This window comes from Roseibium suaedae (assembly GCF_900142725.1).
Lineage (GTDB): Bacteria > Pseudomonadota > Alphaproteobacteria > Rhizobiales > Stappiaceae > Roseibium > Roseibium suaedae.
The window spans coordinates 604,418-628,709 of sequence record NZ_FRBW01000002.1 but is presented as its reverse complement, the minus strand read 5'-3'; the positions used below and the strand labels follow the sequence as shown (position 1 = coordinate 628,709).

The following is a 24,292-nucleotide window of genomic DNA, read 5'->3' as shown; positions in this document are numbered from 1 at the left end:
CTGATCCGGCTGGTTCGTCTGTCTTGCCGGTTTCGAACTCAAGGCACAGTGGAGCGGGTGCTGGATGTTCAGTCGCGCCCGAGGATCTGGTTCAGAACGGTGAGCAGCTCTTCCTGATCCTTCCGGTCCAGGCTGCGGACAACATCCTTCAGCTGTCTTTCCTTGTCCGGCGAAGCTGGCGGGGGAGGTGTCTGGCGTGAAGCCGGATCCTCGTGATTGTCCTTGCCTTGCTCGCTGTCGTCGGCATCGTCCCCTGCGGCCAGCCGGTTGCTTTTGGCAAAAGGCCAGGCGCATTGTCGGATACCGGTCGTCAGAAATTGGCCTGTCGGATGCCTGGGCACACCCGTCTCCTGCTGTGTCTCAGTTGCCAGATTGGACGCAGGCGGATGGGGAATGTGAACGCCCTGCGCACATAAAAATCAAAACAATTCTGAGGGCGCTCTGCCCTTGCTGTTTTGCGTTTATCAGGAACGGCAGCCGCCCCGGGATTTCAAAGGACGCCAGACCGACTGGGCATCACGGACTTTCACTTGCCTGGTCACGGTTCGATAGACCGCCGGCTTTTCGACGCGCTCGCTCCAGGCAGGCTGAACCTGCACACGTTCGCGCACCGATCCATAGACGGGCGGCAGGGTCACCTTCACCCGGCTTGCTCTCTGGACCATCACATTCTGGCTCTGGTTCTGATAGACGGCCGGATGCTTGACCTCACAGAGAATGCGCTTGCCATGGCGGACCTGATATTCCCAGCTGACCGAGGCTGGCCGCACCATGACCCGCCGGGTTTGCCATTGATAGACGGCTGGAATGGTCTGATAGGCGATCGAGGCGGACTGAACGATGATCCGCCTTTCCTGTTCTGCATAGACCGCAGGATGCTTGATATATCCAGCGCTGGCAGGGCGCACGAGAACCTGCTCTTCGACGGTCTGGTAGACAGCGGGTACCACCGTTTCCTCATAGCAGGAGCGTTGGCCCGCAGAGGCGGGCAGGGACATGGAGCAGACAAGCAGCAGGCAGCTGGCTTGCGCAGATACAGCTTTCAATCCGAACGGCATCTTCATCGACTTTCCCCCTGCCTGTACTGGCTCAGAACCTTGCCGATCCGAGGTTGCCTGCGCGCTTTTCAAGCGTCTCAGGTCAGCCTCCGGAACAGCTTAGACCAGCGCGGCGGCGCTGGCCTGAGCATTGGCGGGAACAGTGTAGGAAAAGTTAATGAAAGGTTAAAGTCCGAGTTTCGCCCCGGACCCTGCCTCAGTCGTAATTGGTGTCGTCATTGATGACGTGGCGGGCTTCTTCCGGAACCCACTTGCCCCAGCAAGGTTGGAGCTGGTGATCGACGGAAACGCGGTCGTCGAAGACGAAACATTCGCCTTTCCAGAGGCTTTCCTCTTCCGGCACCTTCTCCAGGTAGTTCAGGATACCGCCCTGGAGATGGTAGACCTCCTCGAAGCCTTCGCGCAGCATGAGGCCGGTCGCCTTCTCGCAGCGGATGCCGCCGGTGCAGAACATGGCGACCTTCGGCTTGTTCTCCAGCTCGATTGCTTCCTGAACCCAGGCCGGGAATTCGCGGAAGGACTGGGTTTTCGGGTTGAGCGCCCGTTCAAACGTGCCGAAAGCGAACTCGTAGTCGTTGCGGGTGTCGATCACGACCACATCCGGATCGCTGATCAGTTCATTCCAGTCTTCCGGAGCGACATAGGTGCCGACGGTCTCGTTCGGGTCGATGCCATCAACGGCAAGCCGCACGATTTCCTGCTTGAGGCGTACTTTCATGCGCTTGAAGACCGGACGGTCGGCCCAGGCTTCCTTGTGCTCGAGGCCCTCCAGGCGCGGATCGGCGCGCAGATGGGCAAGCACGTCACGAACGCCTTCTTCCGGGCCGCAGATCGTGCCGTTGATGCCCTCGGAGGCCAGAAGCAGACTGCCGCGCACATCGCGCTCCTCGCAATAGGCCTTCAGCGGATCACGCAGGTCGGTGAAATCCTGAAGCGGAGCGAACTTGTAAAGAGCGGCGATCAGTGTCTTGGACATATCTTCAGTCTGGCTGGATGAGGGCTTTGCCACGTTAACGCGGTCAACGGTTGCCCGCTTCTTACGCCAGCGGACAGCGGATGAGAAGTCCGCAATTCATCGGACCCGCTGCCATGCCGCGTCCAGTCCCTGCCGCCAGATGGACTGGCAGGGCTTAAGAGAAGGTCTTGAGCCGGTCTGCCCCTTCAGGATTTGAGCGAGGCGAGCAGGGTTTTCAGTTCTTCAATGGTATCAATGCCGGGAGAGGTTGCCGCTTTTGCACCAGCCGACAGCCGTTGCAGTTTCAGGATGCCGTTGAGCACCGCGAGCTCCGCATTGAGCAGGTCAATTCTCTGTTTTGCGGAGGTTTCGATCTGATTGAATTCTGTCAGGGTCGTCTGGCTTTGGGTCATGCATAGATCCTCGTCATTCGATCTATCTGAAATATTTATATTTATTCCTGCCCTGTAATAAGTATTTTATTCGCGCATTCGGCTAGATTTTTCAATCTGTTGAATGGATGAATACTTTATTGTTCTGAGAGTATGTATCAAAAGTTGTTAATGCATTGCATACAGTAAGGCTCCGCATCGTAAAACAATGCGGAGCCGGACCGGATGCGGATGCCTCTTGGTGTTAGCGGCTGTTGAAGGCGTTCAGAACCGTCAGCAGGCTGGTCAGGTTGTCCGAAACGCCGGTCTGGGCAACCTTCTCGCTGGCGCCAGCTGCGGCGGTGGTGTCGAGGCTGTAGATCTGCATCACGCCCTGGTTGACGGAGGCCTGAGCAAGAATGTTCTGCTGCTGCTGGGCAGCGACTGCATTCTCGAACAGGACGCCGGTCGAGTGCGCCATCGCCTGATACATCGTGCTGAGGGCCATGGCCGGGGACTCGCCGACCACCTTGACGTTCGACTGGGTCACGGCATCCGTGATCATCGGGTTCACCAATTCTGCCATTTCCATACTCCTTCATGCTGAGCCAGCGGCACTGCCGGCTACGGACACTTGCAGAGACGCATTGCGCGGCGGGCTTGTGACGCGAAACCCGTGCAATTTGGAGAAAGCAGCGGGCTCAAGCGTCCCGGGTGTCCGGAAGACTGTCAGCCTGAGGCAGGCACGCGCCGTCGTCCAAGGCAAAAAAGTGGAAGCCAAAGCGGTGCAGAATGCATGCAATAAAAAACGGAGCAGACCAGCTGCTCCGTCTTCAATTCCGGATCAAGGACCTTGTCAGCCGCGGATGCTGGCCAGCAGACCGAGGGTGGAGCTGTCCTTACCATCCGGAGAGGCCTTGCCCTGGACCATGGGCAGCAGGGCTGTGGCCAGTTCCTTGCCCAGTTCCACACCCCACTGGTCAAAGGAATTGATGCCCCAGATCACGCCCTCGACAAACACCCGGTGCTCATAAAGGGCGATCAGGCGGCCGAGCGCGTAGGGCGTCAACTGGTCATGGACGATCGTGAGCGAGGGGCGGTTGCCCGGGAAGACCTTGTGTGGGGCAAGGCGTTCGACTTCATCCGCAGCCAGTCCGGCCTTTTCCAGCAGGGACTTGGCTTCTGCCAGCGTGCGGCCGAGCATCAATGCTTCGGACTGGGCCAGGCAGTTGGCAACCAGCATCTCGTGATGCAGGCTGAGGTCTTCTTCGTGCCCCTTCCGCGCGACAATGAACTCGCAAGGGATGACGGTCGTGCCCTGATGGAGGAGCTGGTAGAAAGCGTGCTGGCCGTTGGTGCCAGGTTCCCCCCAGACGAGCGGTCCGGTTTCCCGGTCGACCGGCGTGCCGTCGCGCTTCACCCGCTTGCCATTGGATTCCATATCAAGCTGCTGCAGATAGGCTGGCAGGCGCGACAGGCGCTGGTCATAGGGAAGAACGGCGCGGGCAGCGTGACCCAGGCAGTCCCGGTTCCAGATGCCGATGAGGCCGAGCAGAACCGGCAGGTTCTCGCTGAGCGGGGCTTCGGCAAAGTGCCGGTCCATCGCATGGGCGCCTTCCAGGAACTCGGCAAAGGCGTCTGGGCCAATCGCGATCATCAGCGGCAGGCCGATGGCTGACCAGATCGAGTATCGGCCGCCAACCCAGTCCCAGAAACCGAAGACCCGCTCTTCGTCGATGCCGAAGGCGGAAACCTTGTCGAGGGCGGTCGAGACAGCCGCGAAATGGTCGCCGACGGCGTCTTCGCCCAGGGTCTCGGAGATCCAGCGCCGGGCCGTCTGGGCGTTGGTCATGGTCTCGATGGTGGTGAAGGTCTTGGACGCGACGATGATCAGCGTGGTGGCCGGGTCGAGCTTCGCCAGGGTGTCGGCAATGTGAGCGCCATCCACGTTGGAGACATAGTGCAGGTCCGGGCCGTCATGATAGGGCGCCAGCGCGAGCGTGGTCATGGCCGGGCCAAGGTCCGACCCGCCGATGCCGATGTTGACCACGTCCGTGAAAGGATCGCCACTGGAAGAGACGATCTCACCCGAGCGGATGCCATCGGCGAAATCGGACATGGCGCCGAGAACCTCAAAGACGTCCGGCATCACGTCCTGACCGTCGACCAGAACAGGATCGCCGGACTGGTTGCGCAGGGCGGTGTGCAGAACGGCGCGGCCTTCGGTGCTGTTGATCTTTTCACCCGCGAACATGGCTGCACGGTGCTGCTCGACACCGGCGGTTTCGGCAAGGCCGATCAGAAGGTCGAGGGCGGTGCTGTCTACGAGGCTCTTGGAGAAGTCGATCAGCAGGTCTTCATTGCTGACGGAAAGCTTCGAAAACCGGTCTGCGTCGCTTGCAAAAAGATCGCGCAGCGTCGTTTCCTGCATGGCCTTCGCATGGGCAGAGAGTTTCTCGAAGGTATCGGACACGGCCATATTCGCTTCCCTTTAAATCGATTAGGTCGAGGCTCTGGATCAGTTTCCGAGCGTCGGGAAAGGGGATAGCACAGCTCGCCGGAAGGGGGCAGGGGGCGAGGCAGAAAAACAGGTGCAGGCGTCCGGAGAGGAGTAAAGGCGCCGCCCGGGTTTGATGACAAAGGGAGGCTCTTTGCCATTTGTCATGGTCGGGCTTGACCCGACCATCTGCAAGTCACTGACTTGTTTATGTCCTCGGCTTAACGCCGAGTATGTTGGCGGAGAAGTGGAAGCTTTGTCAGAAGTCTGAGGCGGGATCTATGCCCCGCCTCATTCTCAAAGGCTATTCGCAGAGGCGTTACTGGATTGGAGCCAGCAGTTCCTGCGCTGTGACGAGCTGGCGCACCCCATGGGAATGGTCTTCTTCAAAGACCTTGTCTTCCTTGGCCCAGGCGTTCAGCGAGTTGATGTCGAGCTTGGCGCATTGCGGGTGAACGCTCCAGGTCACTTGAAGCGGCGAGCAGGTTGCCTCGGTGTAGCTCGGTCCCGTTGTCGATCCGGCAAAGACCACTGGAGTGCCCGTTCCGGCGGGAAGCGATTTGGGTTGCTGGAAGCCGTTCACCGCATTGCCCATATAGGCAAAGTCCATGAAATTGGCGGCCTTGGGATCATTCACGACCAGAAACACCTGCGACTCGACGCGCAATTGCGGATTTGCGCAGCTGTTGGACAGGCACGCGCCCAGCCCCTTGCCCGGCTGCACGTCGCAGGAAGAATAGACCCAGTGAACTTCGATCGTGTCGCCAGGTTTTACGCCGTGGAAGGCTTCCTCATTGTGACCTCCCGTCGGCATGGCCAGTTCAGCGGCTGTCAGACTGTCGGTTTCATTGCATTTGAAGCCACCGTGTTCACCCGTTCCGGCAGAAATGGAAAAGCCCGGTCCCTTGTGCTCTGCGTTCGTGTGGGTGTGGATGTTGCACAGGTTCATGGAGCTCGCCTCGGGCGCGAGGTTGAACACCCGGTGGTTGGTGCCGTCCTTCATGGAGATATCCCGCGGCGTCTGCGGACCGAAACCCTTGCAGAGTTCCTCGGCGAAGCTGCTGGTGCCCATCAAGGCAAGGGCCGAGCCGGCCGTAAGTAGAGTACGTATAAATACTTGCATCTATGCTCCTCCCGAAATCAGGTGTAGAGACGGTGCTTCGTAAAATTTAATGTTCGGTTTTTGAATTTGGTCAATTTACTTTTCTTGAACAGAAAATGAAGTGAAATTTGATCATCTATATTTATAGATGTTGTTTGTATCAAATGTAGCTGAGCCGCTATTGTCGTTTTTGCCAAATGACGGTACCAGTCAGGAATGCTGTCCTTTCTTGCTGCCGTCTTCTTTCTCTTGATCACTCCAGGGCCGGGCGTTCTGTCTGCTGCAGGCGTTGGGTCGGGCTTTGGTGTGTCCGCGGGACTGCGTTACGTGGCCGGGCTTTGGATCGGGAACAACCTTGTCGGACTGGCGGTGGTCACAGGACTGGCGGCGATCGTGTTTTCGGTGCCTTTCTTGCGGGAGGTTCTTGCGGGCCTGTCGTTTCTGTATCTGCTGTATCTGGCGGCGAAGATTGCCCTGTCCGGATCGAAGATTGCCTTCATTCACGCAGAAAAGGCGCCTGGCCTCATGGGCGGGCTGACCTTGCAGGCCATCAATCCCAAGGCTTATGTGGTCAATGCGGCTCTTTATGGCGGTTTCGGTTTCTGGCCTGATGCCCTTGTCGCGGAGATCCTGGTCAAGTTCCTGCTGCTGAATGCGGTCTGGATCCCTGTTCATTTGATCTGGCTCGGGGCTGGCGCCGGTTTGCACCGGCTTAATCTCAGCCCGCGCAGCCATTTCGTCATCAATCTGGCAATGGCATTGTCCATGCTGGCGGTGGTTGTCATTGCCGCGCTGAACAGCTTTTGATCTCCGACTTAAGTCTTATAAATTTCTCGCGAGAGTTTAAGCGGCTGGAAACTGCGTTATGCAATTCTGATTGCCTCAGAGGTGCCTCATGTCCAGTCTTGAAGAATTGCGCAACCAACCCGATCTGCGCGAGCCCGTGCTCGTCGTGGATTTCGATACGCTTGCCTGTATCGAAGGGGAAATTACCAATGTGACCCAATGGGGCTGCAGCATCGTTTCGCCGGACGCCACCGCGCTTCACAAGACCATTGGCATTCGTCTTGGAGCGGAAAAACAACTGATCAAGGCCACCGTCACGGCCGTTCGCGGCAAGAATGCCGCCGTCGTCTTTCCCAGGCAGCAGGCCGCTGGCCGCGAAAAGCGGCGGGAGCGCCGCAATCCGGTGAATATTCCCGTGGTTCTGAAGGACAACAAGACTGGGACGGAAATTTCCGGGACCATCGTCGATGCGGGCCGCAACGGCTGCCGTGTGGTCGGCGAAGGCCTCATGTCTCTTCCAGATGAAGTCGTGCTGGAAATGGTGAAATTCGGCAAGCCCATGGTGGGTGAATTTGCCTGGCGCAACGAGGGCGCTGCGGGGCTTCGCCTGCTTTGGAACGCGGAAGACGAGAAAGAAGAGAAAGAAGAAGGCCCTGCGGCCTGATCTGATCTCTTCTCTCGTGTGTGATAAGCAAAACAGCCCGGCGGGGGCCGGGCTGTGATTGTTTGTCTGAGGCTGTCAGAGGCCGGTCAGGCCCTGAGGGCTGCAGCGGCGCGGGCGCGCTCTTCGATGCCTGCCCAATCTTCGTTGGCAATCGCCTTGGCATCCGCAATCCACGAGCCGCCGACGCACAGGACGTTCGGCAGGGCCAGGTAGGTCGGGGCCTTTTCCAGGCTCACGCCGCCGGTCGGGCAGAACTTTGCTGCGGCCAGCGGGGAGGACAGGGACTTCAAATAGGCTGCGCCGCCAGCCTGCTCGGCCGGGAAGAACTTCAGCCGCTCATAGCCGCGCTCCAGAAGCGCCATGACTTCGGAAGAGGTCGCCGCGCCCGGCAGGAGCGGCACGTCGAACTGTTCGGCAGCGTCCAGGAGCTTCGGAGTTGCGCCTGGAGACACGATGAACTTGGATCCGGCTTCGACAGCAGCTTCATATTGAGCCAGGTTCAGGACGGTGCCCGCGCCTGGAATGGCGCCTTCCACATTGTCTGCAACCAGTTTGATCGCTTCCAGCGCGCAGCCGGTGCGCAGGGTGATCTCGATTGCCGGAAGGCCGCCGCGGACAAGAGCTTCCGCCATCGGAACCGCCTTCTTGGCGTCCTCGATGATCAGGACCGGGATCACGGGTGCGGCCAGCATGACTTGTTCAACGCGGGCAATGTTCTGCGGCATCTAGACTTCTCCAGCTTTCGGGCAGGCTTCCAATACGCACTTAAACCGTTTTAAGGCGCGGGTAAGCGAATGGGACATTTGGCGCTGTTTTTCAAGCGCCAAACACATGTGCTCCCGTATCGGCGGCGCCCACATTGGCGCGGAAGGCCGCAAAAAGATCGCGTCCGACGCCAGCCTCATGTGCCGACATGTCCTGAACAGCAACCGGGCGGGCGTTGAATTCCGCCTGATCGACCAGAACGGTCAACTCGCCGGTGATCGCGTCGAGCCGGATCATGTCGCCATCCAGGATCTTGGCAATGGCGCCGCCATTGGCAGCTTCCGGCGTGACATGGATGGCGGCTGGCACCTTGCCGGATGCGCCGGACATGCGGCCATCGGTGATCAGCGCAACCTTGTGGCCCCGATCCTGAAGAATGCCGAGGGACGGGGTCAGCTTGTGCAGTTCCGGCATGCCGCAGGCCTTGGGGCCCTGAAAGCGGACGACGGCTGCAACATCACTGGTGAATTCACCGGCCTTGAAGGCTGCCAGGAAGTCTTCCTGGGAATGGAACACCCGGGCAGGGGCTTCGATGATGTGACGCTCTTTGGCCACGGCGGAAATCTTGATGACCGACTTGCCGATGTTGCCGGACAGGACCTTGAGGCCACCATTGGCGGAAAAGGCCTTGGAGAAGGGGGCCAGCACGGCTTCGTCGCCGGAAACTTCCGGGGCCAGATCGCGGCGCACAGTGCCATCGTCATTGAGCTTGGCTTCAACGGTATAGGCATCAAGGCCGTTGCCGAAGACGGTCTTCACGTCCCGGTGCAGGTAGCCTTCGCCGAGCAGTTCCCGGATCAGGAAGCCGAGGCCACCTGCTGCCTGGAAGTGGTTCACGTCCGCCTTGCCATTCGGATAGACGCGCGCAAGCAGCGGCACCACGTCGGAGAGGTCGGAAATATCGTCCCAGGTCAGCTTGATGCCGGCCGCATTGGCCATGGCGACCAGATGCATGGTGTGATTGGTCGAGCCGCCGGTGGCATGAAGACCGATCACGCCATTGACGATGGCCTTCTCATTGATGATTTCGCCTGCCGGCGTGTACTCGTTGCCAAGCGCGGTAATAGCCAGCGCGCGCTGGGCAGCTTCCCGGGTCAGGGCATCGCGCAGGGGCGTGCCCGGATTGACGAAGGACGCGCCCGGCATGTGCAGGCCCATGATCTCCATCAGCATCTGGTTGGAATTCGCCGTGCCGTAGAAGGTGCAGGTGCCCGGGCCATGGTAGGACTTGGACTCGGATTCAAGCAGCTCGGCCCGGCCAACCTTGCCTTCGGCATAGAGCTGGCGGGTCTTGGCCTTCTCGTCATTGGAAATGCCGGTGGTCATCGGGCCAGCCGGAATGAAGATCGCAGGCAGATGGCCGAAGGACAGGGCAGCAATGGTCAGGCCGGGGACGATCTTGTCGCAGATGCCGAGGAAAACGGCTGCATCGAACATCTGGTGGGACAGGCCGACTGCGGCGGACATGGCAATGATGTCGCGTGAGAACAGCGACAGTTCCATGCCTTCCTGGCCCTGGGTCACCCCATCGCACATGGCAGGCACGCCGCCAGCGACCTGGGCAACCGCACCAATGTCATGGGCCGCCTTGCGGATGATGTCCGGATAGGTCTCGTAGGGCTGGTGGGCAGACAGCATGTCGTTGTAGGCGGTGATGATGCCGAGGTTCGGCACAACGTCGCCGGATAGGGCGGCCTTGTCTCCCGGTGCGCAGGCGGCAAAGCCGTGGGCCAGATTTCCGCACGCCAGTCTGGAGCGCTGCGGGCCTTTTTCTGCCGCAGAACGGATCCGGTCGAGATAGATTGAGCGGCTGTCATGACTGCGCCTTGCGATGCGTTCGGTCACCTCGCCGATACGGGCCTGGATCGTCATGGAACTGTCCTTCTCTCCTCGATTCTGGCTGTCGCAAGGCGCGTCCGCCCATGCGGGCGTACCGGACAGCCGGAAAGCGGGCACATTGGCCGGCCTTCCCTTTTACCGGTCATCCCCTTGACCGGTTGGGGCGCAGGCTGGGCGCCTGCGCTTCAATCTTGTTGCGGCTCAGAGGCCATCTTCAGCCCAGGTGCGTCCGTCGCGTTCCACAAGGGCGATGGAGGCCGATGGGCCCCAGGTGCCTGCGGTGTAGCTGCGCGGCGTGTCCTTGGAGGACTTCCACGCGTCCAGGATCGGATCGATCCAGGCCCAGGCTGCATCCACTTCGTCGCGGCGCATGAACAGGGTCTGGTTGCCGCGGATCACGTCCATGATCAGCCGCTCGTAGGCGTCCGGGTTCCGGATCTTGAAGGCTTCCGCAAAGCTCATGTCGAGCGGCACTTCGCGCAGGCGCATGCCGCCGGGACCCGGATCCTTGATCATGACCTTCATCTGCACGCCTTCGTCCGGCTGCAGGCGGATGACCAGGCGGTTTGCAGAAATGTGGCCCGCTTCCGCGTCGAAGATGGAATGCGGGATCGGGCGGAACTGGACGGCGATTTCCGAAACGCGCTGGGCAAGACGCTTGCCGGTACGCAGGTAGAAGGGCACGCCAGCCCAACGCCAGTTCGCGATTTCCGCCTTCAGTGCAACGAAGGTTTCTGTCGTGCTGCCGTCATGGCCGAGTTCTTCCAGGTAGCCCGGAACGGCGCCGCCTGCCGAAGCTCCGGCGCGGTACTGGCCGCGCACGGTCAGCTTGTCTGCGTTCGCCTCGGTGATCGGCGAGAGGGCCTTCAGGACCTTCAGCTTCTCATCGCGCACACTGTCTGCATTCATGGACTCCGGCGGTTCCATGGCAACAAGGCAGAGCAGCTGCAGGATATGGTTCTGCACCATGTCACGCAGGGCGCCTGCCGTGTCATAATAGCCCGCACGGCCGCCGACGCCCAGGGATTCCGCAACGGTGATCTGCACATGGTCGATATGGGCGGCGTTCCACAGCGGCTCGAACAGGGCATTGGCAAAACGCAGAGCCATCAGGTTCTGCACGGTTTCCTTGCCGAGATAGTGGTCGATACGGAAGATCTGCTCTTCCTTGAACACTGCGCCAACCGTGTCGTTCAAGCTCTTTGCAGAGGCTCCGTCCTTGCCGATCGGCTTTTCGATCACGACACGTGTCTGCTCGTTGACAAGGCCTGCGTTGCCGATGCCCTGGCAGATGGTGCCGAAGAGATCCGGGCCGACAGCGAGGTAGAAGGCACGGACCACGTCCGGGCGCTCATCGAGAAGGGTGCGCAGCTCGCTCCAGCCTTCGGTGCCGCCAACGTCGATCTTCACATAGTGCAGGCGGGCGAGGAAATGCTCGAGGCTTTCGTCCTCGAGATCGCTCACATGCTCCTGCAGGGCTTCGCGGGCCCACTGACGATAGTCGTCGGATGAATAGTCCCGGCGGGCACTGCAGATGATCCGCGCGCCTTCCGGAACCTGACCATCGGCACAGCGGTGGTACAGCGCCGGGATCAGCTTGCGGTGCGCAAGGTCACCGGAGGCTCCGAACACTACCAGGTCGAACTCAGCGACTTCAATCACGCGTACCGCCATAGGGGCTGTCCTCACTTCGTAGATCTTTCATGCAGCTTTTAAATCGGTTTAAATGCTCTGTCAGCAGCCGATTTCGAGAAATTTGGCTCTGAAGGCCAAATTTTTTTGGTGTCCGAATAAAATGTAACACATTCGGCATCCGGTGATAAGGCCGGTAACTGCTGCAGAAGGTCAACCCCTTGCATATGTGAGCATTTGCCGGCTTTCGCCAGATGGAACGCCGCACTGCGCTTCCGGTGCGGGTCGGAAGCGCAGTGCGGCGCGGGCAATTCCAGCCTGCCAAGATCGGCAGAGGCAGGCTGGAAACGGGATGTGCATGGGCCGGTCTGGGCGTCTGCCGGTCAACTCGGCAGGTCGCTTGACCAGTCACCGAACCGGCTGATCAGGCAGCCATGCTGGCGGGCGGTTCCATCGCGCCGGTCATGATGGCGACCGCATCCGACATGGAGAAGTCGCTTGGGCGAATGACCGCTGCCCGCTTGCCGAGCCGGTGAATATGGATCCGGTCCGCCACTTCAAACACATGGGGCATGTTGTGGCTGATCAGGATGATCGGGATACCGCGCGAGCGCACGTCGAGAATCAGCTCCAGCACCCGGCGCGATTCCTTGACGCCGAGCGCCGCGGTGGGCTCGTCGAGGATGATCACCCGCGATCCGAAGGCTGCCGCTCTTGCCACGGCGACACCCTGGCGCTGACCACCTGACAGGGTCTCAACCGCCTGGTTGATGTTCTGGATCGTCATGAGCCCCAGCTCCGCCAGCTTTTCACGGGCGAAGTCTTCCATGGCCTTCTTGTCGAGGGTCCGGAACAGCTTGCCCATCAGCCCCGGCTTGCGCAGCTCCCGGCCCATGAACATGTTGTCTGTGATCGACAGGGCAGGGGACATGGCGAGGGTCTGATAGACCGTCTCGATGCCGTTGGCGCGGGCGTCGTTGGGCGAGGCGAAAGCAACCTCCTGACCGTCAAGCCAGATCTTGCCGCTGTCCGGCTGAACCGCGCCGGACAGGGCCTTGATCAGAGTGGACTTGCCGGCGCCATTGTCGCCGATCACGGCCAGGATTTCCCCGGGCATCAGGTCGAAGTCGCAATTGTCGATCGCGGTGACCTTGCCGTAGCGCTTGTTGAGGCCGCGGGCCTTGAGAATGGGATCGCTCATGCCGTTACCTTTCTGATCCACTGGTCAACCGTGACGGCGGCAATGATGAGCACGCCGATGAGAAGGAAGGTCCATTGCGGGTCGGCACCGGCCATGCGCAGGCCGAGTTCGAACACGCCAACGATCAGCGCGCCGAAGAAGGAGCCGAGGATCGAGCCGCGTCCGCCGAAAAGCGAGATGCCGCCGATCACCACGGCCGTGATGGCCTGGATGTTGCCAATGACGCCGGTGGTGGCCGAGGGGGAGACCGAGCCGAAGCGGCCGATCATGACCCAGGCCGCCAGGCCGCAGATGAAACCGACCAGCATGTAGACGGACATCAAGGTCTTATGGACGTTCACGCCTGCCAGCTTTGCTGATTCCGGATCATCGCCGACAGCATAGACATGGCGGCCCCAGGCGGTGGAGCGCAGGGCATAGGCCAGCACGAGAACCAGGATCACCATCAGGATCACCCCGAAGGTCAGATTGGCTCCGCCCAGTTTCACGGTCGTGCCCATGGCCTGAAGGAAGGGCGCCTGGGCTTCGATATCCTGCGAGCGGATGGTCTCGTTTGCGGAATAGAGATAGTTCGCCGCCAGCACGATCTGCCACATGCCGAGGGTGACGATGAAGGGCGGCAGCTTGACCTTGGAGACCAGCCAGCCGTTTACCGCGCCGATCGCCGTGCCGAATGCAAGACCAAGCAGGACCGCGAAAAAGGGCGGAACGCCATAGCGGAATGTGAATTGCCCCATGATCACCGAGCACAGCACGGCTACAGCGCCGACGCTGAGGTCGATGCCGGCGGTCAGGATGATCAGGCTCTGGGCTGCTGCCAGAACGCCAACGATCTGAACCTGCTGCAGGATCAAAGTCAGGGCGAAGGGAGAGAAGAATTTCTCGCCGAGAATGAGGCCGAACACCAGAATGGCGGCCAGAAGCACGATCAGCGGCACAAGGGCGGTGTTGGTGTGCAGGGCGTGATGAAACTTCTGCAAGACACCCTTTTCGGTGGTGTCGAACTCCGCGAATTTCTCTTCGCGGCGCGTTTTCACGACCTCTTCGAAGCTGTCGGTGTTGCTCACGGCACGGTCCTCCAGGCGGGAAAGGGAAGCGGCGGCGCACCACCGCTTCAAGGATCAGAGAGAACAGGATCTGTCAGGCGGAACTGCTCCGCCTGACAGGGTGCCTTTCATCAGCCCCAGCAGAGCTTCTTGCCGTCAGCGACGGAGATGGACTTCACGCCATCAACCGGCTTGTCGGTAACCAGGGCGACGCCCGTGTCGAAGAAGCTCTTGCCGTCGGTTGCCTGCGGCTTGGTGCCGTCCTTGGCCCAGGCGGCAATCGCTTCGATGCCCTTGGATGCCATCAGGAGCGGATACTGCTGGGAAGTGGCGCCGATGACGCCGGCTTCGACGTTGGCAACGCCCGGGCAACCGCCATCGACGGACACGATCAGCGCATCGCCTTCACGGCCGATGGACTTGAGGGCTTCGTATGCACCGGCTGCTGCCGGTTCGTTGATCGTGTAGACGACGTTGATGGACGGGTCCTTGGCCAGGAGGTTTTCCATGGCCTTGCGGCCGCCTTCCTCGTTGCCCTGGGTCACATCATGGCCCACCACGCGCGGATCGGTTTCGTCGCCCCACTTGTTCGGGTCGCCAAGGTCAATGCCGAAGCCCTTCAGGAAGCCCTGGTCGCGCAACACGCCGACGGTCGGCTGGGAGACGTCCAGATCAAGCATTGCGATCTTGGCATCGGCAGCCTTGTCGCCGAGAGCGCCCTTGGCCCACTGACCAATCAGTTCACCGGCCAGGAAGTTGTCCGTGGCGAAGGTCATGTCGGCGGCATCAATCGGGTTGAGCGGCGTGTCGAGCGCAATCACCAGGAGACCAGCATCGCGGGCCTTCTGTACTGACGGCACGATGGACGACGTGTCGGAGGCAGTCAGAAGAATGCCCTTTGCGCCATTGGCGATGCAGGTTTCGATGGCTGCGACCTGGGTGTCGTTGTCGCCGTCGACCTTGCCGGCATAGGCGTTCAGCTCGATGCCCAGCTCCTTGGCCTTGGCCTGCGCGCCTTCACGCATCTTGACGAAGAACGGGTTGGTGTCCGTCTTGGTGATGAGGCAGGCGGAAACGTCTGCAGCAGCAGCCGGTACTGCGGCCATGGCGGCCAGAATGGAAGCGGTCGTCAGAAGCTTGCGGATCATGTGATTTCCTCCCTGGCCTTTCCGTTTTTTCCGATCGGGAGTGGCCAGATGTCTCCCTTGTCGTACCCCTCAAGCCGGGTGTTGCGGGCCTCTCCTCTTCAGGCCGCAACTCCAGCAGAGCTTTTTTTCATGCCGCCGGTCAGGATCTCTGCCCGGGGTGAGAAATTGAAGAACATGGGCAGGCTGGCGGCGCCGATGGCGCCCGCGTCCTGTCCGAAACTGCCGAAGCGGATGGATGGCGCGCTGCGGGCTTCCGGCGCGGCCTCGATCACCGATGCGGTCAGGGCGTCGGTCATGCGCCGGGCAAATTCTCCATCCAGATCGCTGTCTATGATGACCTGCGGGATATCCAGAAGGGCGAAGGCAGCGCCGAGGGCAGGCGTCAGTGCGCCGACGCAGTCTTCCAGCCATTCGTCAAAACGCGGGTCCTTGCGCTCCATGGCGGCCTGCAGGTCGAGGCGGCTGAGATCGGCAAAGTTCTCCGGGTCCAGATGGCGGGCCAGGGACACGAGCGAAGCGCGGGTCAGAAGGATGTCGAAGCCCTTCTTGGGGCGCGGTGCCGTCTCGAGCGTGCTGGGGGGCACTGGCATCATCGCGACGTCCCCTGCGTTTCCGCTCACACCACGCACGACGTCGCCGCCCAGGCACAGCCCGCCGCCAATGGCAGGGCCGATGAAGAGGTACAGGAAGTCATCCAGGCTGCGGCCATGGCCATAGAAGAGCTCGGCAACAGTCGCCGCCGTGCCGTCGTTTTCCCGGAACACCGGCAGACCGCTCTCGGTTTCAAGCGCTTCGGTCATGTCGAAATCGTCCCAGAGCTTGAAGTTGCCTTCAGGCAGGGCGAGTTCATGAAGCCAGGCACCGAGGTTGAAGGGCTGGGCAAGACCTATGCCCGTCAGCCGGCCGTGCTCTTCGGTTGTCAGCAGCGCGCCGAGGCTTTCCAGGTCGCGCTTGATGATCTCGAGAGCCTTCAACGGGGCCGGGAGCAGCATGTCATGGGCTCGGCGGCCGATGACTTTACCTTCAAAATCCACGAGCACGGTTTCGAGGTTGGTCCGGTCGACCCGGACGCCGAACCCGAAGGCGCCGCGTGGCGCCAGCTTGAGCTGGGTCGCAGGCTGGCCGCGGCCACCGCCATGCAGCTTGCCGTCTTCCTCGATCAGGCCATCTTCGATGAGAGACTGGATGATCGCGCCAATGGCAGCGTTCGTCAGCTTGGCCGCCCGTGCCAGATCCGCCTTGGAAGCGCGCTGAACACGCCGCAGGATTTGCAGGATGATCCGCTCGTTATATCGGCGGAGCTGCACGGAGTTTGAACCGCGCGCAGATTTGCGAGACGTATTCACCTGACCCGGCCTCCCAACCATGGTCCGCTCTCCCTTGCACGGGGAAGAGCGATGAGTTCGTTCGATGGGGCGACGAATTTAGATTAATTATTCTTGATTTAATTAATCCATCGTCCCCCGTTTGAGTCAATCAGAAAACGTTGATGCAGTGCGGATGGAAAACAGTGCGCTGCGGCAAGTGTCTGAAATATTTCCGGTTCTGATTGTGAAAAATCTTTCATTCCGGACAGTTTGCCGGAGCTCGCAGTTTCGCGAAACTGGCAGAAATATCGAGCCTGCTATTTGTTTCAGGGGGCAATAGTTGTTCAGGAGTTCGAGCAGGTGGCGTGGAATCTTTGCTTCGCATCCGGCCCGCAGGCTAAGCTGACACCAGAAGGTCCGAAGTCGGACGAGACAAGATCCGGAGCGTTGCATGGAAAATTCCGCGAACCCTGACACCCAGGCCATGGAGCGTTTCCTGGCGCGGGCCATTGCGGCTGGAACGGGCGATGAGCCAGCCGATCTGGTCATCCGGAACGCACGCGTCTTTTCTGTCCTTGACGGGTCGATGGTCGAAACGGATATCGCCATCGTGGCTGACCGCATTGTCGGCATTCACGGCCGGTATACGGCAGTGCGCGAGATCGATGCCGGTGGTCGCGTGGCCGTACCGGGGTTCATCGACACCCATCTTCATGTCGAATCCTCGCTTGTTACCCCCTTCGAGTTTGACCGCTGCGTTCTGCCCCATGGCGTGACCACGGCGATTTGCGATCCGCACGAGATCGCCAATGTGCTTGGTGCGGAAGGCATCCAGTATTTCCTCGACAGTTCGCTCGAGACGGTGATGGACCTCCGGGTAAACCTGTCCTCCTGCGTCCCTGCCACACGTTTTGAAACCTCGGGTGCCTGTCTGGAGATCGAGGACCTGTTGCCGCTGCGCGATCATCCCAAGGTCATCGGTCTTGCCGAGTTCATGAATTTCCCGGGCGTTCTGGCGCGCGATCCAAAGGTTCTGGCCAAGCTCGCAGCGTTCCAGGGTGGGCACATCGATGGTCACGCGCCGCTTCTGTCCGGCTTGGCACTGAATGGCTATCTGGCCGCTGGTATCCGGACGGATCATGAAGCGACCACCGCGGAAGAGGCGCTGGAGAAACTCTCCAAGGGCATGACGATCCTGATCCGCGAAGGTTCTGTGTCCAAGGATCTCGATGCGCTTGCTCCGATCCTGCAACCGGATGTCTCCGGCTTCGTCGCCCTGTGCACCGACGACCGCAATCCGCTGGACATTGCGGAAGAGGGCCATCTCGACAGCATGATCCGGCGGCTCATTGCCAAGGGCATCCGGCCGCTGGACGCCTATCGCGCGGCAAGCTGGTCTGCGGCCAATGCCTTTGGCCTCAAGGACCGTGGCCAGATTGCTCCGGGCTGGCGGGCGGACATCGTTCTTCTGGATGATTTTGAAGATTGCCGTGTGGCCAGCGTGATCTGCGGCGGACGGCAGGCCGGCGAGGCAGAATTCGCGGCCCGCAAGATCGTGGCACCCGTCGGTCTGACCAGCGTCAAGGCCGCCCCGGTAACGACCGCTGCCTTCAAGGTCGCGGCAAGAGAGGGCGAGACCGATGTCATCGGCGTGGTTCCGGGGCGCATCATCACCGAGCATCTGAAGAAAACGCTTCCAGCCAGCAATGGGGAAGCCGGGATCGACCTGACGCAAGATGCCCTGAAGGTGGCTGTTGTCGAGCGGCACAAGCGGACCGGCAATGTGGGGTGCGGCTTCGTATCGGGTTTCGGTTTGACGCGTGGGGCCATTGCTTCATCCGTGGGGCATGACAGCCACAACATCTGTGTTGTGGGGGCATCCGAGACCGCCATGGCGGCTGCCGTGAACCGGGTGATCGCCATGAACGGCGGCTTTGCCGTTGCCGATGGCGACGAGGTCAAGGCCGAGCTTGCCTTGCCGCTTGCGGGTTTGATGAGCCTTGAGCCCTTCGAGACCGTGCGCGAACAGCTGGAGCATCTGCGGGCGGCGGCAAAGGCGCTGGGCTGCGTTCTGCCGGAGCCATTCCTGCAAGTGGCCTTCCTGCCGCTTCCGGTTATTCCGCATCTGAAAATCACCGACTTCGGGCTGTTTGATGTGAACAGGTTTGAGCTGATTTGACAGAAGCCAGCAGAGCTAACCCATCAGATTTTAAACAAAGCCGGGCTTTCCACGTTGAAGTGCATGGGTGCCGCAACGTCGTGAGTTGACGTAAACGGAAGGGTGTGTCCAAGTTGGATACTTGCCCATTGCGGGCAAACGGCTACATGACCACCTGAGGAGGGTGGGACAGGCTGCGGGCAAAGGTCCGGGCCGGTCTCATGGGGCACTGGGAGCCGAACATAAAAGAGCGAGTTGGAGTTCGCCATGACATCAGCGGAGGAGTGGTGCGCGGCATTCGAGCCCCGTACTGTGCAATATTATCTCGACAGGACAATTGCGGACTTCGGCAGCCGTCCCGCTGCAGATTTCCTGGGCAAGGTCTGGACATACCGGGAATATGGCGAACTGGTCGACCGTCTGGCTGCCGGCCTTCAGGCACGGGGTGTCAAGCCCGGCGTCAATGTCGGGCTCTGCCTGCCTAACACCCCCTATTACACGCTGTTCTATTTCGCGATCCTCAAGGTCGGCGGAACGGTGGTGAACTTCAATCCGCTCTATGTCGAGCGCGAGCTGGCCTTCCAAAGCCGGGATGCGGATGTGCGCATCATGGTGACGATGGACCTCAAGATGATCTTCGACAAGGTCGAAGCCGTGCGCCAGGAAAAGGTACTGGACACGATCATCGTCTGTCCGATGGCGCCGATTCTGCCGTTCCCGAAGAATATTCTGTTCAAACTGTTCAAGCGCAAGGAGCTTGCCTCGGTTCCCGATGGCCCGGCCCATGTCCATTATGATGCGCTGATGTCGGTCGGAGCCAAGCCGGCTCCGGTGGCCATCGATCCGAAGACGGCCGTGGCGGTGCTTCAATATACCGGCGGCACCACCGGCGTGCCGAAAGGGGCGATGCTGACCCACGCCAATCTGTCGGCCAATATCGAGCAGATGCGCTGTGTCTTCGACAAGGCTAAGCCGGGGGAGGAGAAGCTTCTCTGCGTTCTGCCTTTCTTCCACGTCTTTGCCATGACGGTAGCCCAGAATCTGGCGGTGGTGCTTGGCGCCGAAATGGTGCTGCAGCCGCGCTTTGAGCTCAAAGCCCTGCTGGATGTCATCAAGCGCAAGCGGGTGACGCTCTTCCCCGGCGTGCCGACGATCTATACCGCCATCAATAATTCTCCGCTGACCCAGAATTATGATCTGTCCTCGATCAAGATCTGCCTATCCGGCGGCGCACCCTTGCCTGTGGAGGTGAAGGAGAGCTTTGAAAAGCTGACAGGCTGCGTGCTCGTGGAAGGCTACGGCCTGACGGAGGCCTCTCCGGTCTGTGCCGTCAATCCGCTGGACCGTCCGTCGCGTCCGGGCTCTATCGGCATGCCTGTGCCCGGCACCACCCCGGAGTTCCGCGATCTGGCGGACCTGTCCAAGCCGGTTGCGCGGGGTGAAAAGGGCGAATTGTGCCTCAAGGGGCCGCAGGTCATGGCAGGGTACTGGAAGCGTCCCGAAGCCACGGCCGACACGATCGAACCGGGCGGCTTCCTGCACACGGGCGATGTCGGCTACCAGGACGAGGACGGCTATATCTACCTGGTCGACCGGATCAAGGATCTCATTCTCTGCTCCGGATACAACGTCTATCCGCGGGTGATCGAAGAGGCGATCTATCAGCATGAGGCTGTCGAGGAATGCATTGTGATTGCCATTCCGGATACGTATCGCGGCCAGTCTCCGAAGGCTTTCGTGAAGCTGAAGGAAGGCCATGAGCTGACGGCGGACGAGCTGAAGGCTTTCCTCAAGGGGCATCTGTCGGCCATTGAATTGCCGCGCGAGATCGAATTCCGCACCCAGCTTCCCAAGACAATGGTTGGAAAACTCTCCAAGAAGGAACTGGTGGAAGAGGAAGCTGCGAAGCGTTCTGCTGCGCAGTAAGCTATTTACCCGCGGTATCTCTCAAAATAGCTCTGGTGTCTTGGACGTGTACTGCTAGTTTGGCGCCCTGCATGCAACACATGCCGCGAAAGTGGCATGTGTTGCAGCGGTTATGAATTGTAGACACAAAAAAGGTTTGGGCATGTTTGGTTTCTGGCGGCGCAGGGGTAAGCAAGAGAACGAGTGCCGTTTTATATCAAGCCGCGGGATTTTGAAGTCTGTTGAGCTTCACACGGCGGATCCGGAATCAGATGCCGAACAAATCCCGGCTGACCTTGCGAAACGCCTCAAAGGCGAGTTCGGCACGCTCTATCTTTCAGCGACAATGATTCCGGATTTTATCGAGAACTATCTACCGTCCATCCGCTCTCCGTTCGTGCTGGTGACGGGTGATGCGGATATTCCTCTGAAGGAAAGCTCATTTCCCGAAGGCTATATGCAGACGCTTCTCGATCACCCTCTTATAATCAGGTGGTATGCCCAGAACCTGGACACGCTGCATCCTAAGCTGGTCAATCTCCCGCTTGGCGTCGACTATCACACGCTTTCCTCGAAAAGAGTGCGCCGGAAAGGCCGTCACAGTTGGGGGAGATACATCACTCCCGAACTGCAAGAGGAAATGATCTGCCGTATTGGCCACGCGGCAGGGCCTCTTGCGAACAAGAAGCCGATCGCGTTTTCAAATTGGCATTTCGTTCCTGAAAGAGGAAACCGGCAGGCATGTTTGGACGAAGCTGACCGGCGTGCGGTCTACTATCAAGAGAAATTCATTCCTCGAATGGAAAGCTGGGAGCTGAACAGCACTTTTGCTTTCACTCTGAGCCCGCACGGGAACGGGCTGGATTGCCATCGGACTTGGGAAGCATATCTTCTTGGCACCATACCGGTGGTGACGACATCCAGCCTTGATCCCCTGTACGAGGGCCTGCCGGTTGTCATCCTGAAGGACTGGGCTGAACTGTCTCAGCAGAGGCTGGAAGAGGAGTTGGAGGTCGCAACTCGAACTTCCTATGATTTTTCCCGGCTGGAGCTTTCCTACTGGGCGGCAAAAATTCTCGGTAAGGATCTGGACTTGCATCCATGCAGCTTTGAGGCGTTCCGCGAAACACTCGTGAAATAACGTCGCTTGGCGACCATAAAATCGGAGCTGTTTTAGTTGTTATAGCCGCGGCTGTCGGCGGAGCGGGCGAGGGCGCGGCCAAGGGCGGCCTCGCGGCGGATGACATAGAGCGATCCGCCGATGATGAAGGCGGCACCGATGTAGGTCTCCACGCCCGGCCAGTTTCCGAACACCAGCACACCGATGATGGTGGCATAGATCAGCCGGGTGTAGTCGAGCGAGGCAATGGCAGTGGGCTCTCCGGCCCGGAAAGCCCGGATGTTGGACATCTGGCCCGCCCAGGACACGATGCCGATGAGGATCATCAGGGTCCATTGTTCCAGTGTTGGGTCCTTCCAGGCGTAGATCGCCGGAATGATCATGATCAGCCCGACGCCAACGGCCTGATAGGTCAGGATCGTGGAGGGCAGGTCCGTCCTGGTCAGGATGCGCAGGATGATGGTTACAAGCCCTGCGGCGGCCGCGCCGCCGATGGCCAGAGCCGCATAGGGATCGAACAGGCCTCCGCTGCCCGGCCGCAGCATGATGATTACGCCGATGAAGCCGACGATGGTCGCTGCCCAGCGGTGGCGGCCCACCTTTTCGCTCAGGAAGATGATCGCAAAGATCGTGACGAAGAAGGTCTTCGAGAAGCCGAGCGCCGTCGCTTCGGCAAGCGGCAGGTAAATGACCGCAGAAAATCCGCAAAGCATCGCTGTGCAGGCAAGGGCGATACGGGCGACCTGAAGATCCGGCCTTCGGGTGTAGAGCGAACCGGGCAGTCCATGCAGGATCTTTGGCGCGACAATGACCGCCATGGTCGCCTGCCGGATCAGCAGGATCTGGAAGATGCTGATGTCCTGGCCAACCAGCTTGATGAACATGCTCATGAGCGTGAACAGAACGGCGGCCTGGAGGATCCACAAAGCTCCGATGGAATTGCCGGGCAGCTTCTCGAGACGGTGCCGTATGCGTCCGGCAAAAGAAGCAGGGGCGTCGGTCGGCTGATCCATCTGGAGCAAAGGTCCCGGTGTGGACCGGCCGATGTGGCCGGACAAGTGAGCCGGAGCAGACAGGCTGGCTGAAACGAGGATGGTCAGCCGGTCAGGGTCTGTCCCGGAAAAAAGGAAGAGGACTACAACAATAGAGTGTTCTGCCGTGATTGAAAGGGCTTCGGACGAGGATCTCGGAAGATCCTGCTGAAGACCGGAGCGTTCAGACAAGATCATACCGCAAGCCGTGTACCGCTGGACGCACTGTTCACGCCATCAGTTGCCAGTCTTTCTTGCGGGGATGCCCATGCTGCGATAGCCATTTCTGAAGAACGTCAGAAAGAGGGGAGCAGGCCATGCGCAAGATCCAGACCCAAGGGGTTCACCACATTACGCTTGTTGGTGCGGACCGGCAGACGTCCATCGACTTCTGGGAAGGCGTGCTGGGCATGCCCTTCGTCTTTGAGCAGCCGAACCTCGACAATCCGAATGAAAGCCACCTCTACTTTGATCCGGGCGATGGCCGGTTGATCACGATCTTTACCAATGAAGAGCGCCGGCCTGACCCGGTGAAGGTTCCGCAAGACATTGGCGCGGTGCATCACCTGGCGCTCAGCGTGTCGCAGGCCACCTTCAGCCAGATCGTGGAACGGCTGGATGAGCGCAGGGTTGCACACAGCGGTCCGAAAGACCGGGGTTTCATGGACAGTATCTATTTCCGTGATCCTCTGGGTTTTCTGATCGAACTGGCCTCCTACCGGTTCGAACCGCCGGCAGGGATCTCCCACGGCGAGGTGATGCTGGAAGCGCACCGGATCCGCGTCGAGCGCGGTGATTACAACATTCAGGAAATCCATCTGGCCGATGCCATCGAGGCTTTGACAGCCCGCAGCCGCGGCAGCCTCAGCGATGACCGGAGCCCGAAGAACCCCTGGCGGCGCTAGGGTCCGGGAGAGCATTTCGCCGACTGTTCTGCCCGGCAAAAAGCCAGCCGTGTCAAGCAGTCTGTGTGCAGCCTGCAAATCCCTCTGTGCGGATCTGTGGATCCTGTCATGATGCCGTAAATTTGGTTGGACAAACTCAGTTGCCGGCTATAGCCGGGCTGTCCTCAAATCCTGATGGCGCCAGATCCCCTGACGCCCCATCGCCGGCATGACCTGATGCGCAAAGTGCTGTCTACAAAGCTGCCGGCAGACCGGAAGTCCTCGCCAGAGGGTAAGGCCAAGGTGCGCCTTGGGCTGACCATCGGCTGGCGCGAGCATGTGGCCCTTCCTGAACTCGGCATCGCCGACATGCGGGCGAAGATCGACACGGGGGCCAGGACTTCAGCCATCCATGCCAAGGACATGGAGCTGTTTCAGCGTGAGGGCGAGGACTGGGTCCGCTTCCGGATCCCTGCTTCCCGCCACCACAAGCGTTTCAGGATCGAGGCGCCCGTGCTGGATCAGCGCGATATCAAGAACACGAGCGGCGTTCCCGAGCGCCGCATCGTGATCCGGGCACTGCTCGTTCTGGGCAGCCACCGCTGGCATGTGGACCTTTCCCTGGCCGACCGGGAAAAGATGGGCTTCGACATGATCCTGGGCCGGACCGCTATCCGGAACCGGGGCATTCTCGTCAGTCCCGGCCGGTCCTTCATTGCCGGGCCCCCGCTGATTGAGCCGGGCGGCCTGACGCTGAGCGACAGTCCTGTCCGCGTCAGCGAACTCTAAGACAACGCGGCTTTGCCGCATCCCCTTTCAGGGA

Annotated in this window: 22 protein-coding genes; 7 read left to right on the top strand and 15 right to left on the bottom strand. The window is 60.2% G+C overall.

The features are described 5' to 3' along the window. Positions 1-68: 68 nt before the first annotated feature. The 7 genes from BUA94_RS09970 to BUA94_RS09940 all read right to left on the bottom strand — a co-directional run bounded on the left by BUA94_RS09970 (position 69) and on the right by BUA94_RS09940 (position 6,004). Positions 69-341 (bottom strand): hypothetical protein, encoded by a 273-nt coding sequence (locus BUA94_RS09970; protein WP_073012474.1) that lies wholly within the window; start codon positions 339-341, stop codon positions 69-71. Positions 342-464: 123 nt separating this feature from the next. Further along, positions 465-1,064 (bottom strand): hypothetical protein, encoded by a 600-nt coding sequence (locus BUA94_RS09965; RefSeq protein ID WP_208980042.1) that lies wholly within the window; start codon positions 1,062-1,064, stop codon positions 465-467. A 190-nt stretch (positions 1,065-1,254) separates the two neighbouring features. Continuing rightward, complete coding sequence (gene trhO / locus BUA94_RS09960; RefSeq protein ID WP_073012471.1) at positions 1,255-2,034, bottom strand: oxygen-dependent tRNA uridine(34) hydroxylase TrhO; 780 nt, start codon at positions 2,032-2,034, stop codon at positions 1,255-1,257. Positions 2,035-2,219: 185 nt separating this feature from the next. Continuing rightward, complete coding sequence (locus BUA94_RS09955) at positions 2,220-2,426, bottom strand: hypothetical protein (RefSeq protein WP_073012468.1); 207 nt, start codon at positions 2,424-2,426, stop codon at positions 2,220-2,222. Positions 2,427-2,649: 223 nt separating this feature from the next. Then, positions 2,650-2,970, bottom strand: coding sequence for a RebB family R body protein (locus BUA94_RS09950; protein ID WP_208980041.1), 321 nt, complete (start codon positions 2,968-2,970; stop codon positions 2,650-2,652). Between the two features lie 270 nt (positions 2,971-3,240). After that, positions 3,241-4,863 carry a glucose-6-phosphate isomerase gene (pgi, locus tag BUA94_RS09945; RefSeq protein WP_073012462.1) on the bottom strand — a complete coding sequence of 541 codons (1,623 nt, stop codon included), beginning with the start codon at positions 4,861-4,863 and terminating at the stop codon, positions 3,241-3,243. A 337-nt stretch (positions 4,864-5,200) separates the two neighbouring features. Next, entirely contained in the window at positions 5,201-6,004 is an 804-nt protein-coding gene (locus BUA94_RS09940) for a delta-class carbonic anhydrase (protein ID WP_073012459.1), read from the bottom strand. A 195-nt stretch (positions 6,005-6,199) separates the two neighbouring features. Between BUA94_RS09940 and BUA94_RS09935 the strand changes: the two genes are divergently transcribed. Both BUA94_RS09935 and BUA94_RS09930 read left to right on the top strand, forming a co-directional pair. After that, positions 6,200-6,790, top strand: a complete 591-nt coding sequence (locus tag BUA94_RS09935) for a LysE family translocator (protein WP_073012456.1) — start codon at positions 6,200-6,202, stop codon at positions 6,788-6,790. An 88-nt stretch (positions 6,791-6,878) separates the two neighbouring features. Beyond that, on the top strand, positions 6,879-7,433 hold the full coding sequence (locus BUA94_RS09930) for a PilZ domain-containing protein (protein ID WP_073012453.1): 555 nt from the start codon (positions 6,879-6,881) through the stop codon (positions 7,431-7,433). Between the two features lie 86 nt (positions 7,434-7,519). On the opposite strand, the gene eda is transcribed toward BUA94_RS09930, so the two are convergent. The 7 genes from eda to BUA94_RS09895 all read right to left on the bottom strand — a co-directional run bounded on the left by eda (position 7,520) and on the right by BUA94_RS09895 (position 16,371). After that, entirely contained in the window at positions 7,520-8,158 is a 639-nt protein-coding gene (gene eda / locus BUA94_RS09925; RefSeq protein WP_073012450.1) for a bifunctional 4-hydroxy-2-oxoglutarate aldolase/2-dehydro-3-deoxy-phosphogluconate aldolase, read from the bottom strand. A 91-nt stretch (positions 8,159-8,249) separates the two neighbouring features. After that, complete coding sequence (edd, locus tag BUA94_RS09920) at positions 8,250-10,070, bottom strand: phosphogluconate dehydratase (RefSeq protein ID WP_073012447.1); 1,821 nt, start codon at positions 10,068-10,070, stop codon at positions 8,250-8,252. A 168-nt stretch (positions 10,071-10,238) separates the two neighbouring features. Beyond that, the gene (gene zwf / locus BUA94_RS09915) at positions 10,239-11,711 is read right to left on the bottom strand and encodes a glucose-6-phosphate dehydrogenase (RefSeq protein ID WP_073012443.1); all 1,473 of its coding nucleotides are present in this window, start codon (positions 11,709-11,711) and stop codon (positions 10,239-10,241) included. Between the two features lie 382 nt (positions 11,712-12,093). After that, positions 12,094-12,870, bottom strand: coding sequence for an ATP-binding cassette domain-containing protein (locus BUA94_RS09910; RefSeq protein WP_073012440.1), 777 nt, complete (start codon positions 12,868-12,870; stop codon positions 12,094-12,096). Beyond that, complete coding sequence (locus tag BUA94_RS09905) at positions 12,867-13,937, bottom strand: ABC transporter permease (protein ID WP_084082012.1); 1,071 nt, start codon at positions 13,935-13,937, stop codon at positions 12,867-12,869. Before BUA94_RS09905 ends, BUA94_RS09910 begins: the two co-directional genes overlap by 4 nt. Before the next feature lie 110 nt (positions 13,938-14,047). Next, positions 14,048-15,064, bottom strand: a complete 1,017-nt coding sequence (locus tag BUA94_RS09900) for a sugar ABC transporter substrate-binding protein (RefSeq protein WP_073012437.1) — start codon at positions 15,062-15,064, stop codon at positions 14,048-14,050. A 98-nt stretch (positions 15,065-15,162) separates the two neighbouring features. Then, positions 15,163-16,371, bottom strand: a complete 1,209-nt coding sequence (locus BUA94_RS09895) for an ROK family transcriptional regulator (RefSeq protein WP_328586292.1) — start codon at positions 16,369-16,371, stop codon at positions 15,163-15,165. A gap of 484 nt (positions 16,372-16,855) precedes the next feature. Here BUA94_RS09895 and ade point away from each other — a divergent pair, with 484 nt between their 5' ends. The 3 genes from ade to BUA94_RS09880 all read left to right on the top strand — a co-directional run bounded on the left by ade (position 16,856) and on the right by BUA94_RS09880 (position 21,575). Next, positions 16,856-18,550, top strand: coding sequence for an adenine deaminase (gene ade, locus BUA94_RS09890; RefSeq protein ID WP_073013799.1), 1,695 nt, complete (start codon positions 16,856-16,858; stop codon positions 18,548-18,550). A 246-nt stretch (positions 18,551-18,796) separates the two neighbouring features. Further along, positions 18,797-20,455, top strand: a complete 1,659-nt coding sequence (locus tag BUA94_RS09885; protein ID WP_073013798.1) for a long-chain-fatty-acid--CoA ligase — start codon at positions 18,797-18,799, stop codon at positions 20,453-20,455. A gap of 142 nt (positions 20,456-20,597) precedes the next feature. Further along, the gene (locus BUA94_RS09880; protein WP_073012432.1) at positions 20,598-21,575 is read left to right on the top strand and encodes a hypothetical protein; all 978 of its coding nucleotides are present in this window, start codon (positions 20,598-20,600) and stop codon (positions 21,573-21,575) included. A 32-nt stretch (positions 21,576-21,607) separates the two neighbouring features. On the opposite strand, the gene BUA94_RS09875 is transcribed toward BUA94_RS09880, so the two are convergent. Continuing rightward, positions 21,608-22,783 carry a DMT family transporter gene (locus tag BUA94_RS09875; RefSeq protein WP_208980040.1) on the bottom strand — a complete coding sequence of 392 codons (1,176 nt, stop codon included), beginning with the start codon at positions 22,781-22,783 and terminating at the stop codon, positions 21,608-21,610. A 119-nt stretch (positions 22,784-22,902) separates the two neighbouring features. Between BUA94_RS09875 and BUA94_RS09870 the strand changes: the two genes are divergently transcribed. Both BUA94_RS09870 and BUA94_RS09865 read left to right on the top strand, forming a co-directional pair. Continuing rightward, the gene (locus tag BUA94_RS09870) at positions 22,903-23,490 is read left to right on the top strand and encodes a VOC family protein (protein WP_073012429.1); all 588 of its coding nucleotides are present in this window, start codon (positions 22,903-22,905) and stop codon (positions 23,488-23,490) included. 216 nt (positions 23,491-23,706) lie between these two features. Beyond that, positions 23,707-24,258 carry an ATP-dependent zinc protease family protein gene (locus tag BUA94_RS09865; RefSeq protein ID WP_084081912.1) on the top strand — a complete coding sequence of 184 codons (552 nt, stop codon included), beginning with the start codon at positions 23,707-23,709 and terminating at the stop codon, positions 24,256-24,258. Positions 24,259-24,292 lie beyond the last annotated feature (34 nt).